The sequence below is a fragment of the Amycolatopsis vancoresmycina genome, assembly GCF_000716785.1.
GTDB lineage: Bacteria > Actinomycetota > Actinomycetes > Mycobacteriales > Pseudonocardiaceae > Amycolatopsis > Amycolatopsis vancoresmycina.
Window position 1 is genome coordinate 441,790 of the sequence record NZ_JNYY01000008.1, and the last position, 20,556, is coordinate 462,345.

The following is a 20,556-nucleotide window of genomic DNA, read 5'->3' on the forward strand; positions in this document are numbered from 1 at the left end:
CTAAGCTGCCAGTCCGACACGCACGAAGGATGTTCTGCTCATGGCGATGCGCGAACTGCGCTATTTCGGCGACCCGATCCTCAAGTCCGCCTGCGATCCGGTCACGGTGTTCGACGAAAAGCTCGAGGCGCTCGTGCGGGACCTCGTCGACTCGGTGAAACCCGCCGGGCGGGCCGGGCTGGCCGCGCCGCAGATCGGCGTGGGGCTTCGCGTCTTCAGCTACGACGTCGCCGGCCTCACCGGGTACGTCGTCAACCCCGAGATCGTCGAGCTGTCCGAAGAAACGCACGAGATCGACGAAGGCTGCCTGTCGGTGCCGGAGCTGTGGTTCCCCACCCGGCGCGCGAAGCACGCCAAGGTCCGGGGCGTCGACATCCACAACGAGCCGATCGAGGTCGAAGGCGAGGACGTGCTCGCGCAGTGCCTGCAGCACGAGACCGACCACCTCGACGGCGTTCTCTACCTCGACCGGCTCACCGCCGAGCGCAAGAAGTCCGCCATGCGTGCCGCCCGGGACAAGGATTGGTTCTGGAAGCGCTGAGCAGGGCTCAAGCCGGCAGGAACAGCCTCAGCTTGGCGCTGTCCTCGACGCCGCGTTCCGTGCGCAGGCCGGCGCGGGCCGCCGTGCGGGGCAGGACGTCGTCGCCCGCCAGGCAGTCCGCGGACAGCTCCGTGATGCCCTGGGCCTCCGCCAGCACCGCCAGGCGGGCCAGCAGCGCCGTGCCGATCCCCTGCTGCTGCCAGTCGTCCTCCACCAGCAGGGAAATCTCCGCGCCGCCGGACGTCACCGGGATCAGCTGCGCCAGGCCGATCACCTCGCGGCCGAAGACCGCCAGCACGCTCGTGCCGCGCGGGGGCACCAGCAGCCGGTGCAGCCAGCGGCGCGGCACCGAGCGCACACCCGTGTGGTAGCGGCGGAACAGCGTCGCCATCGAGCAGCGGCGGTGCAGCTCGGACACCGCGTCGGCGTCGCCGGGGACGCCCTTGCGCAGCACGATCGCCGCGCCGTCCGGGCGGTCGAGCACCACCGGGCCGGCGATGTTGCGGGCCGCCGCGGCGAGCAGCGTCACCAGCGCTTCGGCGCGGGTCAGCTCCAGCTGCACGAACGGCGCCCACTGGCGGCGCGCCACCAGCGCACTGCCGTCGGCCAGCGCGAACACCGCCCGGTGCCCGCTCTCCGTGCGCGCCGGGTTCGCTTCGACGGCGGGGACGAGCGTGACGACATCCGCTGCCAGGACGTCCTTCAGCACTTCGGCGAGGCGGGCCGGGTCGTCGACCGCGCGGCGGGCCGCGAGCAGCGTCGACGCCGACGGGTCGACCAGCTCGTGGACGTCGGCGTCGATGATCGCCGTGCATTCGCAGCCTTCGGCGCGGATGGCGTCGACGAGGTGGCGGCGCGGCAGGCCGGTCGCGGGCCGCAGCACGATCTCGTCGAGCACCCCGCCGGGCACCGGCAGCACGGACAGGCCGAGGATGTTGCACTCGAGGTCGGCGAGCCGGATGGCGATGCGGGCGAGGGTGCCCGGGTGGTCGTGCATCCGGATCCGCACCCGCCACGCCGACGGCGTGACCGGCTCCTCGGCGGTGGCGGCCGTCCGGCCCGGCTGGGGCAACGCTCTGGAGGTCTCCATGCCCCCACGGTCCCGCGGGGTTGTTGCCGCTCCAGGACGCCGGTGTTTCGTGCAGGTCAGCGTTCGACGCGCCCCGGCAACCCGGCCGAAACACCGAGCCAGGCCCGCAGCTCGGTCGCCAGCGCGACCGGGGCGTCCAGCTGGACGAGGTGACCCGCGCCGCCGACCGGGGCGAACGTCGCGCCGGGGATGCCGGCGGCCAGCCGCTCGCCGATCGCCGGCGGGATCCAGGTGTCTTCGGCGCCCCACAGGACGCGCACCGGCACGTCGACCGCGCTCAGCCGTTGCTCGTTCTCAGCCAGGTACCGCTCGTCGTAGGCGGCGATCTGCCGGTAGAACGCGGCTTGCCCGTCCTCCCCGAGCCACGGGGCGGCAAGCTCGTCCACGTCGGCCTCGCGCAGCTCGCGGCAGCTCGCATTGCTCACGTAGGCGCGGACCAGCGCCTCGTGGATGTACGGCGGCACCTGGGCGAGCACGTCGGGATGCTCCTTGACCAGCCGGAAGAACGGCGAGCCCGACGGCGGGATGACCACGGCGTCGGCCAGCAGCAGCGACGCGTACGGCACGCCGTGCAAGAGGTGGGCGCGCACCGAAACGCAGCCGCCGTAGTCGTGGGCGACGACGTGCGGCCGGTCGAGACCCCAGTGCGCGAGCAGGGCCCGGAACGCTTCGGTCTGGACCCCGAAATCGACCGGGTGCTCCGCGTCCTTCGACGAACGGCCGTACCCGGGCATGTCCCAGAGGTACACGGTGAACTCGGCGCTCAGCGCTTCGGCGAACGGCCGCCACAGCCACGACGACCAGGGCGTGCCGTGGCAGAACACCACCGCCGGCCCCGATCCGGCGCGCTCCCAGGCGATCCGGCGGCCCTGCCAGTCGAAGATCTCCATGCGCCCCACGCTAAATCAGCGCGGGGTCAGCACGCAGAACTCGTTGCCCTCCGGGTCCATCAGCACACGCCACGGCAGCGCGGGCCCACCCAGGTCCGCCGGCGCCGCACCGGCCGCGACGACCTCCGTCACCGCCGCGGCGTGGTCCTCGCCCGCCGCGGGCGCGACATCCAGGTGCACGCGGTTCTTGACCCGCTTGACGTCGTCGATGCGGAGGAACTCCAGCCACGGCCCCCAGCCGGTTGGCGAGCGCAGGCCCACCACGACGTCCCCCTCGCGGCCTTGGACCGGCCAGCCGGTGATCCGCGCCCAGAAGCCCGCCAGCGGCCCGGGGGCGCGGGCGTCGACCACGATCGACGCCACCGCGCCCGTGTCCGCGTACCGTTCGCGGGGCTCGAGGACGCAGAACTCGTTGCCTTCCGGATCCGCCAGCACGGCCCACGGCACGTCACCCTGCCCGAGGTCGACGCGGCTGCCGCCCAGCTCCAGGGCGCGCGCCACCAGCTCGGCCTGGTGCGCGGGGGTGCGGCTCGCCAGGTCCAGGTGGACGCGGTTCTTCACCTCCTTGGGTTCCGGTACCGGCACGAAGACCAGGTCCAGGTCCCAGCCATCGCTTTCCGGGGCGCGGACGTCGACCTCGCCGTCGTCCTCGATCACGACGTGCCAGCCGAGCAGCGCGGCCCAGAAGTCCGCCAGGACTCCCGGCCGCGCCGCGTCGACCACGACGTTCACCAGGCGTGTGCTCATGCGGCGCAGGCTAACCGCCACCCCCGACAGTTCCGGTTCGGCTTCCCCACCGGCCGGGTCATCGGGTCGCGAGCCGCAGCAGCGCCCAGAGCTGGGCCGCCTGGTCGTGCACGCCCCGCACGGTCACCGAGGTCAGGGACGCCCGGCCCCAGAGCCACAGGTAGAGCTGCGCGGGACTGGCCGTGACGACGTCGTCCGCGGCCCCGGCCTCCTCGGCCGAGCAGCGCCAGGCGTCCGTGGTCACGGGGCCGGCCCGCGCGATCCAGCTGTGCGCGCCGGCCCGGACGCCGACCGTGCCCGTCTTGGTGCCGGTCAGGCCGAGCATCGGCAGCTTGTGCCCGAACCACAGGGTCAGCGCCTCGTCGATGCCGTCGACCGCGACGTCGTCGGGCACGCCGCGGGACTCGGCGCCCGCCGCCTGCTCGACGTCCACCCGGTGGATGACCGTCTCGTGCAGCATCCGCCGCCGCCAGAACCCGTACGTGCGGTCCGCCGGCCACCAGGTGTCGGCGCGGTCCTCCGGGTCGTGCGCGGCCAGCTCGTCGAGCAGCTCGGTCAGGCCCGTCTCCAGGAAGTCACGCAGGCTCTGGCCCGGTTCGGGGTCGCGGGGCCAGTCGTCGGGGCTGCGGCCGTCGGTCAGCCGCCGCCGGACCATCCGGTAGAGGCTCCCGACGTGCCGGGCCACCTCGCCGAGCGACCAGCCGGGGCAGGCGGGCACCGGCGCCTCGACCGGCGCGGCGTGCACCGCCTCGGCCAGCAGCCTGCCTTCGATTCCCAACGCCGTGAGCAACCGCCCCTGGTCGACCGGGCCGTGCTCACGCGACATGGGCTTCCCCGGTGATCGGCAGGCCGTGCACGAGCCGGCGGACGAGTTCGAGGAACGGCGTGGCGGCGCGCACGAGCCCGTCGGCCGACTCGGCGGTGACCTTTCCGGTGATCCCGGCCTGCGCGGCGGCGCGGGTCGCGGAGTTGCCGGCGAAGAAGGCGGACCACTCCCGCAGTTCGGGGGCGACGGAATCGAGCAGCACCCAGGTGCTGGCGGGCCGCGCCCGCCCCCGGTGCGGCCGCCCCCGGGCGGCGAGCACGGCGGCGGCGCCCCGGAGCGCGGCGAGGTAGGCCCCGATGAAGCGCTCGGCGGGGTGGGTTTCCCGCTCGGCCTCGGCGAGCAGCCGCCGCGCCTGGACGAGCAGCCCGGCGGCGGCGGGGTGCGCGGGCGGCCGCAGCGCCATGGGCAACTGCGACTGATCGGCGGTGGGCGGCCGCAGCGAGGCAGGCAACTCGGGATGCGCGGGCGGCCTGGGCTCGTCCGGAGCCGCGGGCGGCCGGGTCGAGGTGGGCAGCTCGGAGTGCGCAGGCGACCGAGGCTCGACCGAAGCCGCCGGCGACCGCAGCGCCATGGGCAACTGCGACTGATCGGCGGCGGGCGGCCGCAGCGAGGCGGGCAACTCGGGGTGCGCGGGCGGCCTGGGCTCATCCGGCGCCGCGGGCGGCCGGAGCGAGGCGGCCAGCTCAGGGTGCGCAGCCGGAGCGGCGGGCCGCTGGGGCGGGATCGGCAGCTCGGGCTGGAGCGCGGAGTCCTCGACGGGCTGCCCCGAAACCCCCGGATGCTGCGGCGGAACCGGCAACTCGGGCTGCACCGCAGCATCCGCAGCCGACCGGGCCCCCAGCGATTCCGCCGGGCGCACCGGCCCCGAATCCGCCGGCTCCGGTGTGCGCAGTATCGGCAGCTCGGGCTGCTGGGACTCCGCCGCCGCCGGGCGCGGGCGGGGCTCGGGCGTCAGGCACTGCCGCGATCGCCTGGTGGCCGGCGTCGCCTGGGGGCGCAGCGACATGGGCAGCTCCGGCTGCCCCGGGTCCGTGGGGGACACGACCTTGACGGACATGGCGACCCTCCTCCTGCGCGGGGTGAGCCCGATCGAGGGCCCGGTGCCGAGACGCTTCCCCCGTCCCGGTGCCGGGCACCCGACCGGTGCGCGCTCACCAGATGTCGAACGCCTGTTCGAACAATTTCCAGAGTAACCCCGGACCCGGTGCCGCTCAACCCCGGGTGGGCGTGGTGCGGGACACCAGGTCGGCGACGTGATCTCATGGGCCCATGAGTTCGCTGGAGCACCCCGCCGTCGCCAAGGTGGCGGCCGCGCTGACCGAGGCCGGGCAGCACGCCGCCGCCGAGGGCATCCGTGTCCTGCCCGCCGAGGTCCGGACCGCCGCGCAGGCGGCCGAAGCGCTCGGCGTGCCCGTCGGGGCCATCGCCAACAGCCTCATCTTCCGCCTGGGGTCCGACAAAAACGCGCTCCTCGCCCTCACCTCCGGCGCCCACCGCGCCGATCCGGCCACGCTCGCGCGGCTGGCCGGCGGCGAAATCGGCAAGGCCGACGCCGATTTCGTGCGGGCGCACACCGGGCAGCCGATCGGCGGCGTCGCCCCGGCCGGCCACCCCGCGCCGCTGCCGACGCTCGTCGACACCGCGCTGCGCGCCCACGACGTCGTCTGGGCCGCCGCCGGGCACCCCAAGACCGTCTACCCGACCACCTTCGCCGAATTGGTCGCCTTGACCGGGGGCACCCCGGGCGCGCTCGGCGGCGCGGAGGAAGATGGACCGCTGTGACCGCGATGCCCGCCGGCTGCTCCCGCTACGTCCAGCTCTCCGCGGACGAGTTCCGCTCCCGCCTGCCCGAAGCGCTGGACATCTACGTCCGGGCGATGCGGTACCCGGCGGGCACCGCCGAGCAGCGCGCGCCGATGTGGCTCACCCACGCGCTGCGTGAGGGCTGGCGCTGCATGGCCGCGTTCGACGCCGACGACGTCCTGCTCGGGCTGGCCTACGGCTACCGCGGCCGGGCCGGGCAGTGGTGGCACGAGCAGGTGCGCCACGGCCTGAGCCGCCGGTCCGGGTCCGCCGAGGCCGACCGCTGGCTGTCGGACTACTTCGAGCTGACCGAGATCCACGTCCGGCCGGAGAACCAGGGCCACCAGATCGGCGAGGACCTGCTCCGCGGCCTGCTCGACGGCGTGCCGAGCGCGAACGTGCTGCTGTCGACGCCCGAGGGCACCAGCCGGGCGTGGAAGCTCTACCGCCGCACCGGCTTCGTCGACGTCCTGCGCGACTACCACTTCGCGGGCGACCCGCGGCCATTCGCGATCCTGGGCCGCGCGCTGCCCCTCGACCCGCGCTGAGCCGAGGGGCAGCGTCCCCTCAGCGCGGTTCCGGCCGCCAGTAGCCGACGGCCAGCGCCGCGACCAGCACGGCGGCGCCGCACCAGGCCGTGCCGCTCAGCCGTTCCCCGAGCAGGGCGGCGGACAGCACCGCCGCCGTCAGCGGCTCGAGCACCGCCGACAGCGCGCCGAGCACCGGGTGCGCGGCGGCCAGGCCGCGCAGGTAGGCGGCGTAGGCGATCGCGGTCGGGACGGCGCCGAGGTAGCACACGAGCGCGAGGACGTCCGCGTGCAGCGGGATCGCCATGTCGGACCAGCTCGCGACCGGGAGGAGCAGCAGGCCGCCGGTGAGGCAGCCGAACGCCGTCGTCGAGAGCGGGTCGAGGCCATCGACCGGCTTCGCGGTGAGCAGGGTGAGGGCCGCAAAGCCGGCCGCCGCGAGCAGCGCGAAGCCGAGGCCGCCGAACGACATCGCTTGACCGGGTGACCACTGCAGCAGCACCAGGCCGGCGAAGGTGCTGATGACGGAGACCAGCGTCCACCGCCGGGGCTTCCGCACACTGGCCAGGGTGACCATGACGGGTGCGGCCCCGATCGTGGTCATGGTCGCGACGCTGACCGAGCTGAGCGCGACGGCGGCGAAGTAGCTCGCCTGGAAGAGCGCGAAGAGGCCACCGACGGCGAGGATGCGCCGGAGGGCCTCCGATGTGCGCGGGACACCGCGGCCCTTCAGGACGAGAGTCGCGACGGCGCCACCGACGAGCAGCCGGTAGTCGGCGACGGCGAGCGGGTGGAGACCGGCTCGCTGACCGAGCAGCGAGCCGGCGAGACCGCCGGTGCCCCAGAGGACACCGGCGAGGACGAGCGCGGCCGAAGAACGGGCGCGCGTGGGCAGAGACACCAAGGAAACGCTCCTGCGTCGAAGGAAAAGGGAGTTCGACGACGCGGGGCGGTGCGCAAGACGAAGCAGCCGCGGGCCGGACGGCCACGCGGCGGAGGACCACCCCGCTCAGGCGCGGGGCGGTGGGGTGACGAAGAGCATTCGGCGCACGGGCTCAACCTATGCAACCGCGAGCCGCGCGGCCACCGGTTTTCCGGTGGCCGCGCGCACCACGGCTCAGTCCAGGTGGGAGAGCTGCTCCCGCAGGGTGTCCAGCCCCATCCCGCCCAGCTTCAGCGCCTCCGTGTGGAACCGCTTGATGTCGAACGCCGCCCCCGCGCGGGAGCGGGCCTCCGCCCGGGCCGCCAGCCACAGGCGCTCGCCGATCTTGTACGCCGGGGCCTGGCCCGGCCAGCCCAGGTAGCGGTCGATCTCGTCGCGGACGTGGGCCGGGTCCGTGATCGTGCGCGTCAGCATGAACTCCGGGCCGAGCTCCGGCGTCCAGCGCGCACCCTCGTGGAAGCCCGTGCCCGCCGGGATTTCGAGCTCCAGGTGCATGCCCAGGTCCACCACGACCCGCGCCGCGCGGAAGAGCTGCTCCGACAGCATCCCCAGCAGGTCTCCGTCGTCCGACAGGTACCCCAGTTCCTCCATCAGGCGCTCCGCGTACAGGGCCCAGCCCTCCGCGTGGCCCGACGTGAACGCCATCAGCCGCTGGTACTTGTTCAGCCCCGCCGACTGGTCCACCGCCGTCGCGATCTGGAGGTGGTGGCCCGGTGCTCCTTCGTGGTACACCGTGCTCGTTTCGCGCCAGGTGACGAACTCCTCGCGGCCCGCCGGGAGGGACCACCACATGCGGCCCGGCCGCGCGAAGTCCTCGCTCGGGGGCGTGTAGTACGCGCCGACGCCGCCACCCGGCGGGGCGATCTTGCACTCCAGGCCCATCACCCGGTCGGAAATGTCGAAGTGCTTGCCGCGCAGGAACTCCAGGGCGCCGTCGGACAGGCGCTGCATCCACGCCTCGAACTCCGCGCGCCCCTGGACGCGGTAGCGCGGGTCGGCGTCCAGCACCGCCGCCGCCTCGGCCGGCGAAGCGCCCGGCTTGATGCGGTTCGCCACCGCGCGCATCTCGGCCTCGATGCGGGCGAACTCCGCCCAGCCCCACTCGTACGCCTCGCGCAGGTCCAGCGCCGCGCCGACGAAGTACCGGGACCACAGGCGGTAGACGTCCTCGCCGACGGCGTCCTTGACCGGGGCCTTCGGCGCCAGCTCGGCGCGCAGGAACCCGGCGAACTCCGCGAACGCCTCCTCCGCGGCTCGCGCGCCGTGCGCGAGGTCCGCCTTCAACGCCGAGCCCTGCGAATCCGCGCCGCCGACGAGCTCGGTGAAGAAGCCCGGCTCCTCCTTCAGGCCCGCCCACGTTTCACACTGCTCCGCCACCCGCGCGACCTGCCGCAGCGCCGAGACGTGGCCCGCGTCGGCCGCCGAAAGCAGGCCGCTGCGCATGTTCGCGAGCGCGCGGGGGACTTCGCCGATCCGGGCCGCGACCACCGACCAGTCCTGCTCGGTTTCCAGGGGCATCAGGTCGAACGCCATCCGCAGCTCCTGCACCGGGCTGGAGATCACGTTGAGGCTCGCCACGTCGAGGCCGGCCTCGTGGATTTCCAGCTCCAGGCCGATGCGCTCGGTGAACACGGCCTTCGCCGCCCGCTCGGCGGCGTCCCGGGGCTCGGTGGCGGCGACGGCGGCGTGCGCCCGCGCGGCGATCCCCGCGCGCTCGGCGAAGCCGTCCGCCGAGTAGTCGGTCAGCTGGTGGTCGTGCCCGTTGACGCCGTGGACGGTCGCCGCGACCGGGTCCGCGGCCACGTACTCGTCGACGTAGCGGTCACAGATGCCGTGCACGCCCTGGGAAGCAGTAGAAGCCATGGGCGGCACGGTACCTGTCCACACGTACCGGACGGTACGTACTTAAGCACGGGCCGGGACGAGGCCCAGCCGGGCGATCACCTCGCGCGTCGCCTTGGATCGGTTGAACGTGTAGAAGTGCAGGTTGGGCACGCCCTCGGCGATCAGCTTCTCGCACAGCTCGGTGATGACGTCGATGCCCGCCGCGCGGAACGCCTTGGGGTCGTCGGCCAGCGGTTCGAGCCGGTCCAGGAGCTTCCGGGGTGCCGGGGCACCCGACAGCTTGATCGTCGTCTGCAGCGTCCGCATGGTCGTCAGCGGCATCACGCCGGGCAGCACCGGGACGTCGCAGCCGGTCGCGGCCACCCGGTCGCGCAGCCGGAGGAAGTCCTCGGCGTCGTGGAACAGCTGCGCGATCGCGAAGTCCGCACCCGCGCGCAGCTTGCGGACCAGGTACTTCGTGTCGGTCTCGAGGTCGGCCGAGCGCGGGTGGCCGTAGGTGGACGCCGACACGCCGACGCAGAAGTCGCCCAGCGACCGGACCAGCTGCACCAGCTCCTCGGCGTAGGTCAGGCCCTCGGGGTGCGGGATCCAGTCGCCGTAGACGTCGCCCGGCGGGTCGCCGCGCAGCGCCAGGATGTTGCGGACGCCGACCGAGGCGTACCAGCCGATCACGTTGCGCAGCTCGGCGACGGAGTGGTTGACCGCGGTCAGGTGCGCCATCGGCACCAGCGTGGTCTCGGTCGCGACGCGCGCGATGCTGCGGATCGTGCCGTCGCGGCTGGAGCCGCCGGCGCCGTAGGTGATCGACATGTACGCCGGGTCGTACGGCTCGAGCTCCCGGATCGCCTTCCAGAGGACGGCCTCGTCCGCCGCGTCCCGGGGCGGGAAGAACTCGATGGAGAACTTCGGCCCGTCTCCGCGCAACCGCTCGATCACCGACGTCATACCGGCATGTTAAAGGCCACCGCCCGGCATCCGGGAGCCCCCGTCCGCGTCGCGAGACAGTCATTCGAGTCACCCTCAAGGACTAAACTGGGCCCGGGAGTGAGCGATGCGGGACGACGACGGCAGCTGGGACGAGGACGTGCGCCTCGCGGTGTACCACGCCTTCGCCCACCACGGCCGCGCCCCGAGCGCGCCGGAACTGGCCGACGCCGCGGGCGGCTCGCTGGCCGTGGCGAAGCAGGCGCTGCACCGCCTCGCCGCGGCCCACCACCTGGTGCTCGACGAGCGCGAGCACGTCGTCCTGGCCCACCCGTTCGCCGCGAAGTCGCTCGGCTTCTCCGTGATGGGCACCCGCACGCTGTGGTGGGGCGGCTGCGCGTGGGACTCCTTCGCCATCCCCCACCTGGTCGAGGCCGAGCCGGAGGTGCTCGTCGCGACCCGCTGCCCCGGCTGCGGGCAGCCGCACGCCCTGGTCGTCGAGCGGGCGAAACCGCCCGAAGGCGCGCAGGTCGCGCACTTCCTCGTGCCCGCCGCGCGGATGTGGGACGACGTGCTGCACACGTGCGCGAACCAGCGCCTCTTCTGCTGTGAGTCCTGTGTGGACGCCTGGCTGGCGGAAACCGGGCGGGCCAGGGGATCCGTGCTGGACCTGGTGACGCTCTGGCAGCTCGCGCGCGGCTGGTACGCGGGACGGCTGGAGCGCGGCTACCGGCGGCGCGAACCGGACGACGCCGTCGCCTACTTCGCCGAGGCGGGCCTGACCGGGCCGTTCTGGGCGCCCCCGGCCGGCGCCTGAGGCCGGAGTCTGATTCGCCACATCCGGGTGCCCCGGCGGCCCGCGCCGCCGCGGGTTCGGCGAGGATGGCGGGATGAACGCGCCCGTCGCCGACACCGATCTGCCCGTCCACGTCGAGCGCGCGCTGGCCGGGTTCCTCGACCGGGCGGGTGCCGAAATCCTCGGCACCGAGCCGACCGTGGCCGCCGGGATCGACGCGCTGCGCGGGTTCGTGCTGGGCGGCGGCAAGCGGCTGCGCCCGACGTTCGCCTGGTGGGGCTGGCGCGGCGCGGGCGGCGATCCGGCGGGCCCGGACGCCGAGGGCGTGCTGCAGGCGGTGGCCAGCCTCGAGCTGATCCAGGCGTGCGCGCTGATCCACGACGACCTCATCGACTCCTCGGACTCCCGCCGCGGCAACCCGACCGTGCACATCGCGGGCGCGAAGCTGCACGCCGACCGCGGCTGGCTCGGCTCCCCCGCGACGTTCGGGCTGGCCACGGCGGTGCTCGTCGGCGACCTGGCCCTGGCCTGGGCGGACGACATGTTCGCCGACGCGCCGCTGCCCGCCGAGACCCTCGCCGCGGCCCGCCCGGCCTGGCGCGCGATGCGCACCGAGGTGCTCGCCGGGCAGTACCTCGACGTCCGCACGCAGGCCACCGGCGACGCCTCGGTCGAGGCCGCGCTCAAGATCGACCGGCTCAAGACCGCCGCGTACACCGTCCAGCGGCCGCTGCACCTGGGCGCCGCGCTCGGCGGCGCGTCCCCCGAACTGATCGCCACGCTGCTGGAGTTCGGCGGCGAGGTCGGCGTCGCGTTCCAGCTGCGCGACGACCTGCTCGGCGTGTTCGGCGACCCGTCGGTCACCGGCAAGCCCGCCGGCGACGACCTGCGCGAGGGCAAGCGCACCCTGCTCGCCGCGCTCGGCCTGCAGCTGGCCGCCGACAAGGGCGAGGAGGCCGCGGCCACGGTGATCGCGGACGCGATCGGCGACGCAGACCTGTCCGACGAGGGCGTCGAGACCGTCCGGATGGCGTTGCAGCAGGTCGGCGCGGTCGACGCGGTCGAGCGCCGGATCGACGAGCTGACGACGGCGGCGATGGCCGCGCTGGACCGCGCGCACCTGGCCGAGCCCGCGCCCGCGGCGCTGACCGGCCTGGTCGTCAAGGCCACCCAGCGGACGTACTGACGTGCGCACGATCGGGCCGGCCGACCACGTCGTCGTCATCGGGGCCGGCCTGGCCGGGCTCTCGGCGACACTGCACCTGCTCGGCGCGGGACGGCGGGTCACGCTGCTGGAACAGGCGGCGACGCCCGGCGGCCGGGCCGGGCAGCAGAGCTTCGACGGCAACGCCGTCGACACCGGCGCCAGCGTGCTGACCATGCCGGAACTGCTGGAAGAGGCGTTCGCCGCGGTCGGCGAGCCCCTCGCCAAGAACCTTCGGCTGACCCGGCTCGACCCGGCGTACCGGGCGCACTTCGCCGACGGCAGCTCCCTGGCGCTGCGCACGGACGGCGACGCCATGGAAGCCGAGATCCGGGCCTTCGCGGGCGGCCGGGAGGCGGCGGGCTACCGGGCGCTGCGGCGCTGGCTGTCCGAGCTGTACGCGGTGCAGAAGGACCGCTTCCTGGCGGCGAACTTCGACTCCCCGCTCGACCTGGCCCGCCCCGAACTGGCTCGGCTGGCCGCGCTGGGCGGCTTCGGGCGGCTCGGCCCGCGCGTCGCGCGCTACCTGCGGGACGAGCGGGTCCGGCGGCTGTTCACGTTCCAGGCGCTGTACGCGGGCCTCGACCCGGCGCGCGCGATCGGCGCGTACGGCGTCATCGCGTACATGGACACCGTCGGCGGCGTCCACTACCCCGAAGGCGGGATGGGCGAAATCGGCCGGGCGATGACCGGCGCGGCCGCGCGGGCGGGCGCCGACGTCCGGTTCGGCACCGAAGCCGCGTGGCTCGAGCGGGTGAATTCGCGGGTGCGTGCGGTCCGGACGCGTTCGGGCGAGCGGATCGCCTGCGACGCCGTCGTCCTGGCCACCGAGCTGGGCACGGCCTACCGGCTGCTCGGCGCGCGGCCCCGGCGTCCGCTGCCGCTGCGCTACTCGCCGTCGGCCGTGGTGCTGCACGGGCGGACGAGCGAAAAGTGGGACCTCGGGCACCACACGATCTTCTTCGGCGGCGCGTGGGAGCGGACGTTCGCCGAGATCATCCGCGAGGGGAAGCTGATGAGCGACCCGTCGTTGCTGGTCACGCGGCCGACGGCGACCGACCCGGGCCTGGCCGGGCGCGGCGGCGAGATCGTCTCGGTGCTCGCGCCCGCCCCGAACCTGCGGCGCGGGCCGATCGACTGGGACCGCGTCCGCGGGCCCTACCGCGCGGAACTGCTCCGGACGCTGGAGGCCCGCGGGCTGACCGGCTTCGGCGACGAGTTCACCGTCGACGAGACGATCACCCCGGCGGACTGGGCGGCGCGCGGGCTCACGGCCGGGACGCCGTTCTCGCTGGCGCACACGTTCGCCCAGACCGGCCCGTTCCGGCCGGCGAACCTGGTCCGCGCGGCGGGCAACGTCGTGCTGGCCGGCTGCGGCACCACGCCCGGCGTCGGCATCCCGCCGGTGCTGATCTCCGGACGGCTGGCGGCGGCGCGGATCACCGGCCGGTAGCCGTCCGCTGAGCGCGCGGGAAGTTCGACGGCGGTCGTAGGCTGCGAACATGACCGAACGACGCATCCGGATCGGCCTGCAGCTCCAGCCGCAGCACGCCGACTACGACGCCATCCGGCGCACTGCGTCGGCCGCCGAAGACCTCGGCGCCGACATCATCTTCAACTGGGACCACTTCTACCCGCTCTACGGCGACCCCGACGGCAAGCACTTCGAGTGCTGGACGATGCTCGGCGCGTGGGCGGAATCGACGTCCCGGGTGGAGATCGGCGCGCTGGTCACCTGCAACAGCTACCGCAACCCCGAACTGCTGGCCGACATGGCCCGCACGGTCGACCACATCTCCGGCGGCCGGCTCATCCTCGGCATCGGCTCCGGCTGGTTCGAGAAGGACTACGACGAGTACGGCTACGAGTTCGGCACCGCCGGCGGCCGCCTCGACGACCTGGCGGAGTCCCTGCCGCGCATCGAGTCCCGCCTGGCGAAGCTGAACCCGGCGCCGACCCGCAAGATCCCGGTCCTGATCGGCGGCGGCGGCGAGAAGAAGACCCTCAAGCTGGTGGCCAAGCACGGCGACATCTGGCACGGCTTCGGCGACCCGGAGGTCGTCGGCCGCAAGGTCAAGATCCTCGACCAGCACTGCGCGGACGTCGGCCGCGACCCGGCCGAGATCGAGCGGTCGTGCGGCGTCCAGGGCGAGCCGGACGAGCTGGGCCCGCAGCTGCTCGAGCTGGGCGTCACGACGTTCACGGTCGGCGTGGGCGGCCCGGACTACGACCTGGGCGCCCTCGAGAAGTGGATCGCCTGGCGCGAGAAGAACCAGAGCTGAGCTGTCACCTGTTCGCCCGGTGCGCGGCGACGCGTTCGCGTGTCGCGCACCGGGGCGAGCAGTACTTCCGCGGGCTGCCACCGCCCGTGTGGGCGAACGGCTTCCCACACGACGGCGACGCGCACAACCCGCCCGGCACCCCCTGGCGCTCCGCCAGCAGCGACGCCAGCCCCAACGCCGACGACGTCACCAGCCACGCGCCCCACGGCCCGTCGTCCGCCGCGTCGATGTGCAGGTGCCAGCCGTAGCCGTCCTCGTGATCCGTCAGGCGCGGCGGCCCCGCGTACTCCGCGAACAGCGCGTTGAGCACCGAAGCCGCCGTAGCCGCGTCCGGCGCCGCGAACACTTCGCGCAACGAAACAGCCGCCGCCCGGAGCTCTGCCAGGTCCGACGGCGACAGCTGTACCTCGGGCTCACCGTGCTCGCGCAGGACCCGGGCCACCGAAACCGGGTCCGGGGCCGGCACCAGCAACACGTCCAGCAGGTCGACCGCGCGCTGCACGGAATCCCGGTGCGGAAAAGCCATACCTCATTGTAACGTCTTGCCAGTGATAAGACGTTACCTCGTCGGCGCCACGCTCGCCCGGACCGGGGACGAGCTGTCCGGCCCCGCGCTCCTGCTGCTCGGGATGACCGCGGGGCCGCACGCCGGCGCGGCGCTGCTCGCCGGGCTGACCGCCGCGGCCGCCGCCGGGGGGCCGGTGTTCGGCGCCCTGCTGGACCGCAGTCCCGCGCCGGGACGGCTGCTCGCCGCCGCCCTGGGTGGCTACGCTGCCGGGATCGCGCTGGTCAGCGCCCTCTTCGGGCACCTGCCGCTCGCCGCCGTCGTCGCGGTGGCGGTCGTGGCCGGGCTGCTGAACCCGGCCGTCGCCGGGGGCTGGAGCGCACAGCTGCCCGCGGTTGCCAGGCCCGGGCAGTTGCCGAAGGCCGGCCGCTTCGACGCCATGACGTTCACCGCCGCCGCGCTCGCCGGGCCCGGGCTCGCCGGGCTCCTCGGCGGTCCGGCCGGGCTCGCGGTCGCGGTCGCCGCGGTCGCCGCGGCGGTCCCGGTGGCGTGGTTCCTGCCGAAGCGGAACCCCCGCAAGACGAGCCTCAAGGACGGCTTCGGCGTCTTGGTCCGCAACGTGCCGCTGCGGCGGGCGACCGTCGCTTCGACGATCTCCTGCGCGGGCATCGGCATGGTCACCGTGTGTTACCCGCTGCTGGGCGCGGCCCACCTGCGTGGCCCAGCGGACGGCGCCCTGCTGCTGGCCGTCCTGGCCGTGGCCTCGCTGGCGGCCAACGCGGTCCTCGCGCGGAAACCGCTGCCGTGGGCACCCGACCGGATCGTCGGGCTGAGCACGCTCCTGCTGGCCGCGAGCTGCCTGCTGGCCGCGAGCGGGCACGGCGTCGTCGTCGCGGCCGTGCTGGCCGGGTTCGCCGAAGGTCCGCAGCTCACGGCGTTGTTCGCGATCCGCCACCGCGAAGCGCCCGAGCACGTCCGCGCGCAGGTGTTCACGACGGCGGCGAGCGTGAAGATCACCGGGCTGGCCGCGGGCGCGGCTGTGGCCGGCCCGCTGGCCGCGTGGTCGCTCCCGGCGTGCCTGCTGACCGCGGCGGGCGTTCAGCTCGCCGCAGCCTGGTTCAGCAGGTCAGAACGCCATCGCCTGGGCGCGCCGCTTGACCTCGGTGCCGTGGCTGGTCCGCAGGGCGTTGATGGGCGTGCTCCCGGGCAGGGTGTCGTCCGCGGTGAACAGCCACCGCAGCATCTCGGTCCGGGAGAAGCCGGAGTCGGCGAGCACGGTTATCGTGCCGGTCAGGCCCTTGACCACGCCGTCTCTGACGAAGAAATCGCTGGGCACGCACAGTTCGCCGCCGCGCTTCAGCGCGATCAGCTGCCCGTCGCGCAGCATCTGCCGCACCTTGTTGGCCGAAGTCCCGAGGACGGTCGCCACCTCCGCCAACGGGAGGACCGCGATGGCGGTGTCGAGGATGTCTTCGGCGACAGGAATCCCACTCACAGGTGACACTGTGCCACATTCCGTCCCCTCACCCGCTAGTGCGCACGGGTGACCCGCGAGGTCTCCTCCACGGGGCGTGCGCGATTCCGTACGATCCATACTCGTGACACGCACCCAACCCAGCCTGGTCGGCACGCTCCTGGAGCGGCGCTACCGGGTGGACCGGCTGCTCGCCCACGGCGGAATGTCTTCCGTCTACCGGGGGACGGACACCCGGCTGGACCGTCCGGTCGCGATCAAGATCATGGACCCGCGCTTCGCGGACGACCGGTCGTTCGTGGACCGGTTCGTGCGGGAGGCGCAGTCCGCGGCGCAGCTGCACCACCCGCACGTCGTGGCGGTGCACGACCAGGGCTTCGACCTGCCGCAGGGTGCGGAGTCGGGGCTGGCGTTCCTGGTGATGGAGCTGGTCGACGGCGGCACCCTGCGTGACCTGCTGGACGACCGCGGCCCGCTGGACGTCGCGCTGGCCCTGAGCGTGGCCGAACCCGTGCTGTCGGCGCTGGCCGCCGCGCACCGGTCCGGGCTGGTGCACCGGGACGTCAAGCCGGAGAACGTGCTGATCGGCCGGGTGGGGCAGCAGACCGGCGGGGCGGTGAAGGTCGCGGACTTCGGCCTGGTGCGGGCCGTGGCGAGCGCGGGCACGACCTCCTCGAGCGTCATCCTCGGCACGGTCGCCTACCTCTCCCCCGAGCAGGTCGCCACCGGCGCGGCGTCCGCGCGCGGCGACGTCTACTCGGCCGGGATCCTGCTGTACGAAATGCTGACCGGCCAGGTGCCCTACACCGGCGACACGGCGATCTCGGTGGCGTACCGGCACGTGAACGACGACGTGCCGCGCCCGAGCGAGCTGCGCCCGGACCTGCCGCCGGCCCTCGACGACCTGATCGTGCGCGCGACCCGGCGTGACCCGCAGCTGCGCCCGGCCGACGCCGGCGAGTTCCTGACCGAGCTGACCGCCGTGCGCGCCCAGCTGGGCCTGCTGCCGGTGACCGTGCCGATCCCGGTGTCCCACGGCCAGGGCGACCTCGCCGACACCGAGCGCACGCTGCCGCGGATCCCGCAGGTGCCGGACACCCAGCAGACCATGCCGGTGCACCGCCCGAACGCGACGCGGGCGCTGAGCCAGGTCGCGCCGCCGACGCTCACCCCGCCGCCACCCCGGCGGCGCAGCCGGCCGGAGCCGGAAAAGAATCCCGCGGGCAACCGGAAGCTGCTCCTGGGGATCGCCGCCGGGGTGCTGCTGCTCGGCGCGCTGATCGGGGCGTTCGCGTTCATCCTCACCGACACCGGCGGGGACAAGAGCGCGCGGGTGCCGCACCTGGTCGGCCTGAACCAGGCCGCGGCCGGCGACGCGCTGCGCGCGGTGAAGCTGAACCCGCAGTTCAGCCAGGAGTACGACAACACGGTCCCGTCGAACACCGTGCTGCGCGCCGACCCGGCGGAGGGCACGACGCTGTCGCCGAACGCGACGGTGTCGGTGGTGCTGTCGAAGGGCCGCCCGGCGGTGCCGGACGTCCGCCCCGGCACCGCGCTGCCCGACGCCGAGCAGGCGATCAAGGCGGCCCAGCTGACCCCGGTCCGCGGGACCGACGACTTCGACGCCGACGTCCCGCAGGGCGCCGTCATCCGCACGTCGCCGTCGGCGGGCAGCCAGCTGACCATCGGCGGCCAGGTCACGATCATCGTGTCGAAGGGCCCGATCCCGCTGCCGCCGGTCCCGGACGTCACCGGCCGGTCCAAGGACGAGGCGTTCGGCCTGCTGCAGCAGGCCGGGTTCGAGCCGTTCCAGGCGGGCGAGGAGTTCCGGCAGGACGTCCCGGGCGGCGCGGTCACCCGCACCGACCCGCCGGCCAACGCGCAGCCGAAGGCCAAGCGGATCGGCGTGTTCGTCAACAACGCCGTCCAGGTGCCGGACGTCCGGTTCCGCTCGTTCGACGACGCCCAGAAGATCCTGGAGCAGGCTGGCCTGAAGGCCGACCGCGACGGCGGCCGCGGTCACGGCAACGGCGGCGGGTTCGACTTCGTCTTCCAGCAGGACCCGCAGCCGGGCACGTTCGTGCAGAAGGGCAGCAAGGTCAAGCTGAAGGGCTTCGGGGGATGATCGGCAGCCGAGGCCGCGTGACGGGCACGATCGGCCCCGGCCTCATCGGCGAGGTACTGCTCAACGTCCGCGGCGGCACGGAGGCGTTCTACGCGTACCCGGCGGACCCGGAGGAGACGTTCACCTCGGGGACGCAGGTGCTGGTGGTGGACTTCGAACCGCCGCGGACGGTTTACGTGGAACGGTGGCAACCCCTGAGCCGCTGAGCGCGCCTCCCGCCCAGTGCCGCGAATGACTCATTCGGGACCTCGGACGTCCCGAATGAGTCATTCGCGACACTCCGCCGCGCCGCTGCACACTTCCCGGTGGCCGCGAATTCTGGTCCACCGACGGCAACCACTGAGCCGCTGACGGCGTCGAAGAGGCACCAACACACCCACAACAGAAAAGCGAGGGGGTCGGTGCCATGAGTCTCGTCGAAATCCTGCTGGTCTCGGCCGGTGGCGTCATCGCCGTCTTGATCGTCGTCTTCGGGATCCTGCGGCTGCTGTACAAGGTCGCCGAACCGAACGAGGCGCTGATCATCTCCGGGCTCGGCGTGCGCGTCGACCGGGCGGAGACCGCGGACAGCCTGGGCTTCAAGATCATCACCGGGCGCGGGGTGAACGTCATTCCCGGGTTCCAGACCGCGCGGCGGCTGTCGCTCGACACCCGCGGCGTCAACCTGCAGGTTTCCTGCGTCACCAAGCAGGGGCTGCCGGTCACCGTGCGGGCCGTCGTCATCTACAAGGTCGGGGACGACTACGCCTCCATCGCCAACGCCGCCCGCCGGTTCCTCGACCAGCAGAAGGGCATGAACGACACGATCCACGAGCTCTTCTCCGGCCACCTGCGCTCGATCGTCGGCGGGCTGACCATCGAGGAGATGATCCACAACCGGGACGCGCTCACCGGCGAGGTGCGCCAGTCCTCGGCCACCGAGATGATCAAGCTCGGCCTGATCGTCGACTCGCTGCAGATCCAGGAGATCGACGACGAGTCCGGCTACATCAACAACCTGGGCAAGCCGCACGCCGCCGCGATCGCCGCCTCCGCCCGGATCGCCGAGGCGCAGCGGGACCAGGAGGCCGCCGAAGTCGAGCAGGTCTCCGCCGCGAAGAAGGCCGCCGCCGTGCGCGAGAGCCAGATCCAGCAGGCCGGTTACCAGGCCGAAGTCGACCAGGCGCGGGCGAAGGCGTCGCAGTCCGGGCCGCTGGCCGAGGCCACCGCGCGCCAGGAGGTCGTCGTCCAGGAGACCCGGGCCGCCGAGCTCGAAGCCGCGCTGGCCGAGCAGCGGCTGCAGTCGCAGGTCCGCAAGCCGGCCGATGCGAAGGCGTACGACACGCGGACCACGGCCGACGCCGCCCGTGACGCCTCGATCGCCAAGGCCCAGGCCGAGGCGAAGGAGACCGAGCTGCGGGCCGCGGCGGACGCCACCCGCGTCAAGACGGCCGCCGAGGCCGAGGCCCAGGCGACGAAGGCGCGTGCCGAGGCGATGGCCGGCGCGACCCGGGCGACCGGTGAGGCCGAGGCCGCCGCGGCCAAGGCCCGTGGTCTCGCGGAAGCCGAAGCCGCGAAGGCGCGTGGTCTCGCCGAAGCCGAGGCGGCCCGCGCGAAGGGTCTCGCCGAGGCGGACGCGATCAAGGCGCGCGCCGCGGCGCTGGCGGAGAACCAGGAAGCCGTCGTCGCGCAGCAGCTGGCCGAGCGCTGGCCGGAGATCGTCGAGGCGGGCGCGAGCGCGTTCGGCAACGTCGACCACATGGTCGTGCTCAACGGCGCCGACGGCATGTCGGACATGTTCGCCAAGGCGCTGTCGCTCGGCGGGACCGGCCTCGGCCTGGCCCGGCAGCTGATGGACGCCATGGGCAAGCCGCCCGAGCCGGAGCTCGACGAGCCCGCCCGGCGCAACGGCGAGCTGAAGCTCAGCGACTGATCCGTCACCCTGCGTGTACGGCCTCTGTGTCCCGGATCACGGGCCGCGGGGGCCGTACCCCCGTTCGGGGGCGGAAATTCCCGCTCTCTTGTCCTACCGTGGGCCCATGGTGCCGGACCGTG

Annotated in this window: 21 protein-coding genes; 10 read left to right on the forward strand and 11 right to left on the reverse strand. The window is 73.7% G+C overall.

Annotation, left to right across the window (positions count from 1 at the left end; translation table 11 throughout):
• The first annotated feature begins 40 nt into the window (after positions 1–40).
• Entirely contained in the window at positions 41–541 is a 501-nt protein-coding gene (def, locus tag OO60_RS21850) for a peptide deformylase (RefSeq protein ID WP_004559908.1), read from the forward strand.
• Between the two features lie 7 nt (positions 542–548).
• Here def and OO60_RS21855 read toward each other — a convergent pair whose 3' ends face one another.
• From OO60_RS21855 to OO60_RS48435, 5 genes are read right to left on the reverse strand one after another with little or no spacing between them, the layout of a single operon-like run.
• A complete protein-coding gene (locus OO60_RS21855) occupies positions 549–1,631 on the reverse strand; it encodes a GNAT family N-acetyltransferase (protein WP_420835587.1) in 1,083 nt (360 codons plus the stop codon).
• Between the two features lie 56 nt (positions 1,632–1,687).
• Entirely contained in the window at positions 1,688–2,521 is an 834-nt protein-coding gene (locus tag OO60_RS21860) for an alpha/beta fold hydrolase (RefSeq protein ID WP_004559906.1), read from the reverse strand.
• 15 nt (positions 2,522–2,536) lie between these two features.
• Positions 2,537–3,268 carry a VOC family protein gene (locus tag OO60_RS21865; RefSeq protein ID WP_033261955.1) on the reverse strand — a complete coding sequence of 244 codons (732 nt, stop codon included), beginning with the start codon at positions 3,266–3,268 and terminating at the stop codon, positions 2,537–2,539.
• A 58-nt stretch (positions 3,269–3,326) separates the two neighbouring features.
• A complete protein-coding gene (locus tag OO60_RS21870; RefSeq protein ID WP_033261956.1) occupies positions 3,327–4,094 on the reverse strand; it encodes a maleylpyruvate isomerase family mycothiol-dependent enzyme in 768 nt (255 codons plus the stop codon).
• A complete protein-coding gene (locus OO60_RS48435; RefSeq protein WP_033261957.1) occupies positions 4,084–5,151 on the reverse strand; it encodes an SAV_6107 family HEPN domain-containing protein in 1,068 nt (355 codons plus the stop codon). The genes OO60_RS21870 and OO60_RS48435 overlap by 11 nt, the downstream gene beginning before the upstream one ends.
• 212 nt (positions 5,152–5,363) lie before the next feature.
• Here OO60_RS48435 and OO60_RS21880 point away from each other — a divergent pair, with 212 nt between their 5' ends.
• Positions 5,364–5,876 (forward strand): YbaK/EbsC family protein, encoded by a 513-nt coding sequence (locus tag OO60_RS21880; protein ID WP_003064523.1) that lies wholly within the window; start codon positions 5,364–5,366, stop codon positions 5,874–5,876.
• A complete protein-coding gene (locus tag OO60_RS21885) occupies positions 5,873–6,445 on the forward strand; it encodes a GNAT family N-acetyltransferase (RefSeq protein ID WP_003064527.1) in 573 nt (190 codons plus the stop codon). The genes OO60_RS21880 and OO60_RS21885 overlap by 4 nt, the downstream gene beginning before the upstream one ends.
• Positions 6,446–6,464: 19 nt before the next feature.
• Here the strand turns inward: OO60_RS21885 and OO60_RS21890 are convergent, their stop codons facing one another.
• The 3 genes from OO60_RS21890 to OO60_RS21900 form a co-directional block, all read right to left on the reverse strand.
• Positions 6,465–7,328 (reverse strand): DMT family transporter, encoded by an 864-nt coding sequence (locus OO60_RS21890; protein WP_033261958.1) that lies wholly within the window; start codon positions 7,326–7,328, stop codon positions 6,465–6,467.
• Between the two features lie 213 nt (positions 7,329–7,541).
• On the reverse strand, positions 7,542–9,230 hold the full coding sequence (locus OO60_RS21895) for a DUF885 domain-containing protein (RefSeq protein ID WP_033261959.1): 1,689 nt from the start codon (positions 9,228–9,230) through the stop codon (positions 7,542–7,544).
• Positions 9,231–9,272: 42 nt separating this feature from the next.
• A complete protein-coding gene (locus tag OO60_RS21900) occupies positions 9,273–10,157 on the reverse strand; it encodes a methylenetetrahydrofolate reductase (RefSeq protein ID WP_003064535.1) in 885 nt (294 codons plus the stop codon).
• Positions 10,158–10,263: 106 nt separating this feature from the next.
• Between OO60_RS21900 and merB the strand changes: the two genes are divergently transcribed.
• From merB to OO60_RS21920, 4 genes are all read left to right on the forward strand, one after another.
• On the forward strand, positions 10,264–10,953 hold the full coding sequence (merB, locus tag OO60_RS21905; protein ID WP_003064538.1) for an organomercurial lyase: 690 nt from the start codon (positions 10,264–10,266) through the stop codon (positions 10,951–10,953).
• 73 nt (positions 10,954–11,026) lie between these two features.
• Positions 11,027–12,118 carry a polyprenyl synthetase family protein gene (locus OO60_RS21910; RefSeq protein WP_003064541.1) on the forward strand — a complete coding sequence of 364 codons (1,092 nt, stop codon included), beginning with the start codon at positions 11,027–11,029 and terminating at the stop codon, positions 12,116–12,118.
• A 1-nt stretch (position 12,119) separates the two neighbouring features.
• A complete protein-coding gene (gene crtI / locus OO60_RS21915) occupies positions 12,120–13,589 on the forward strand; it encodes a phytoene desaturase family protein (RefSeq protein ID WP_003064544.1) in 1,470 nt (489 codons plus the stop codon).
• Between the two features lie 49 nt (positions 13,590–13,638).
• Positions 13,639–14,418 (forward strand): LLM class F420-dependent oxidoreductase, encoded by a 780-nt coding sequence (locus OO60_RS21920; RefSeq protein WP_003064546.1) that lies wholly within the window; start codon positions 13,639–13,641, stop codon positions 14,416–14,418.
• Positions 14,419–14,422: 4 nt separating this feature from the next.
• Here OO60_RS21920 and OO60_RS21925 read toward each other — a convergent pair whose 3' ends face one another.
• The 3 genes from OO60_RS21925 to OO60_RS46940 all read right to left on the reverse strand — a co-directional run bounded on the left by OO60_RS21925 (position 14,423) and on the right by OO60_RS46940 (position 16,418).
• Complete coding sequence (locus OO60_RS21925) at positions 14,423–14,944, reverse strand: CGNR zinc finger domain-containing protein (protein ID WP_003064549.1); 522 nt, start codon at positions 14,942–14,944, stop codon at positions 14,423–14,425.
• 240 nt (positions 14,945–15,184) lie between these two features.
• On the reverse strand, positions 15,185–15,604 hold the full coding sequence (locus OO60_RS47495; RefSeq protein WP_209441392.1) for a hypothetical protein: 420 nt from the start codon (positions 15,602–15,604) through the stop codon (positions 15,185–15,187).
• A 445-nt stretch (positions 15,605–16,049) separates the two neighbouring features.
• Positions 16,050–16,418, reverse strand: coding sequence for an Rv2175c family DNA-binding protein (locus OO60_RS46940; RefSeq protein WP_039911581.1), 369 nt, complete (start codon positions 16,416–16,418; stop codon positions 16,050–16,052).
• 103 nt (positions 16,419–16,521) lie between these two features.
• On the opposite strand from OO60_RS46940, the gene pknB reads away from it, so the two are divergent.
• From pknB to OO60_RS21945, 3 genes are all read left to right on the forward strand, one after another.
• On the forward strand, positions 16,522–18,522 hold the full coding sequence (gene pknB, locus OO60_RS21935) for a Stk1 family PASTA domain-containing Ser/Thr kinase (protein ID WP_003100785.1): 2,001 nt from the start codon (positions 16,522–16,524) through the stop codon (positions 18,520–18,522).
• A complete protein-coding gene (locus OO60_RS21940; protein WP_003100783.1) occupies positions 18,519–18,728 on the forward strand; it encodes a hypothetical protein in 210 nt (69 codons plus the stop codon). The genes pknB and OO60_RS21940 overlap by 4 nt, the downstream gene beginning before the upstream one ends.
• 200 nt (positions 18,729–18,928) lie before the next feature.
• Positions 18,929–20,434 (forward strand): SPFH domain-containing protein, encoded by a 1,506-nt coding sequence (locus OO60_RS21945; protein WP_003100781.1) that lies wholly within the window; start codon positions 18,929–18,931, stop codon positions 20,432–20,434.
• The last annotated feature ends 122 nt before the right edge of the window (positions 20,435–20,556 follow it).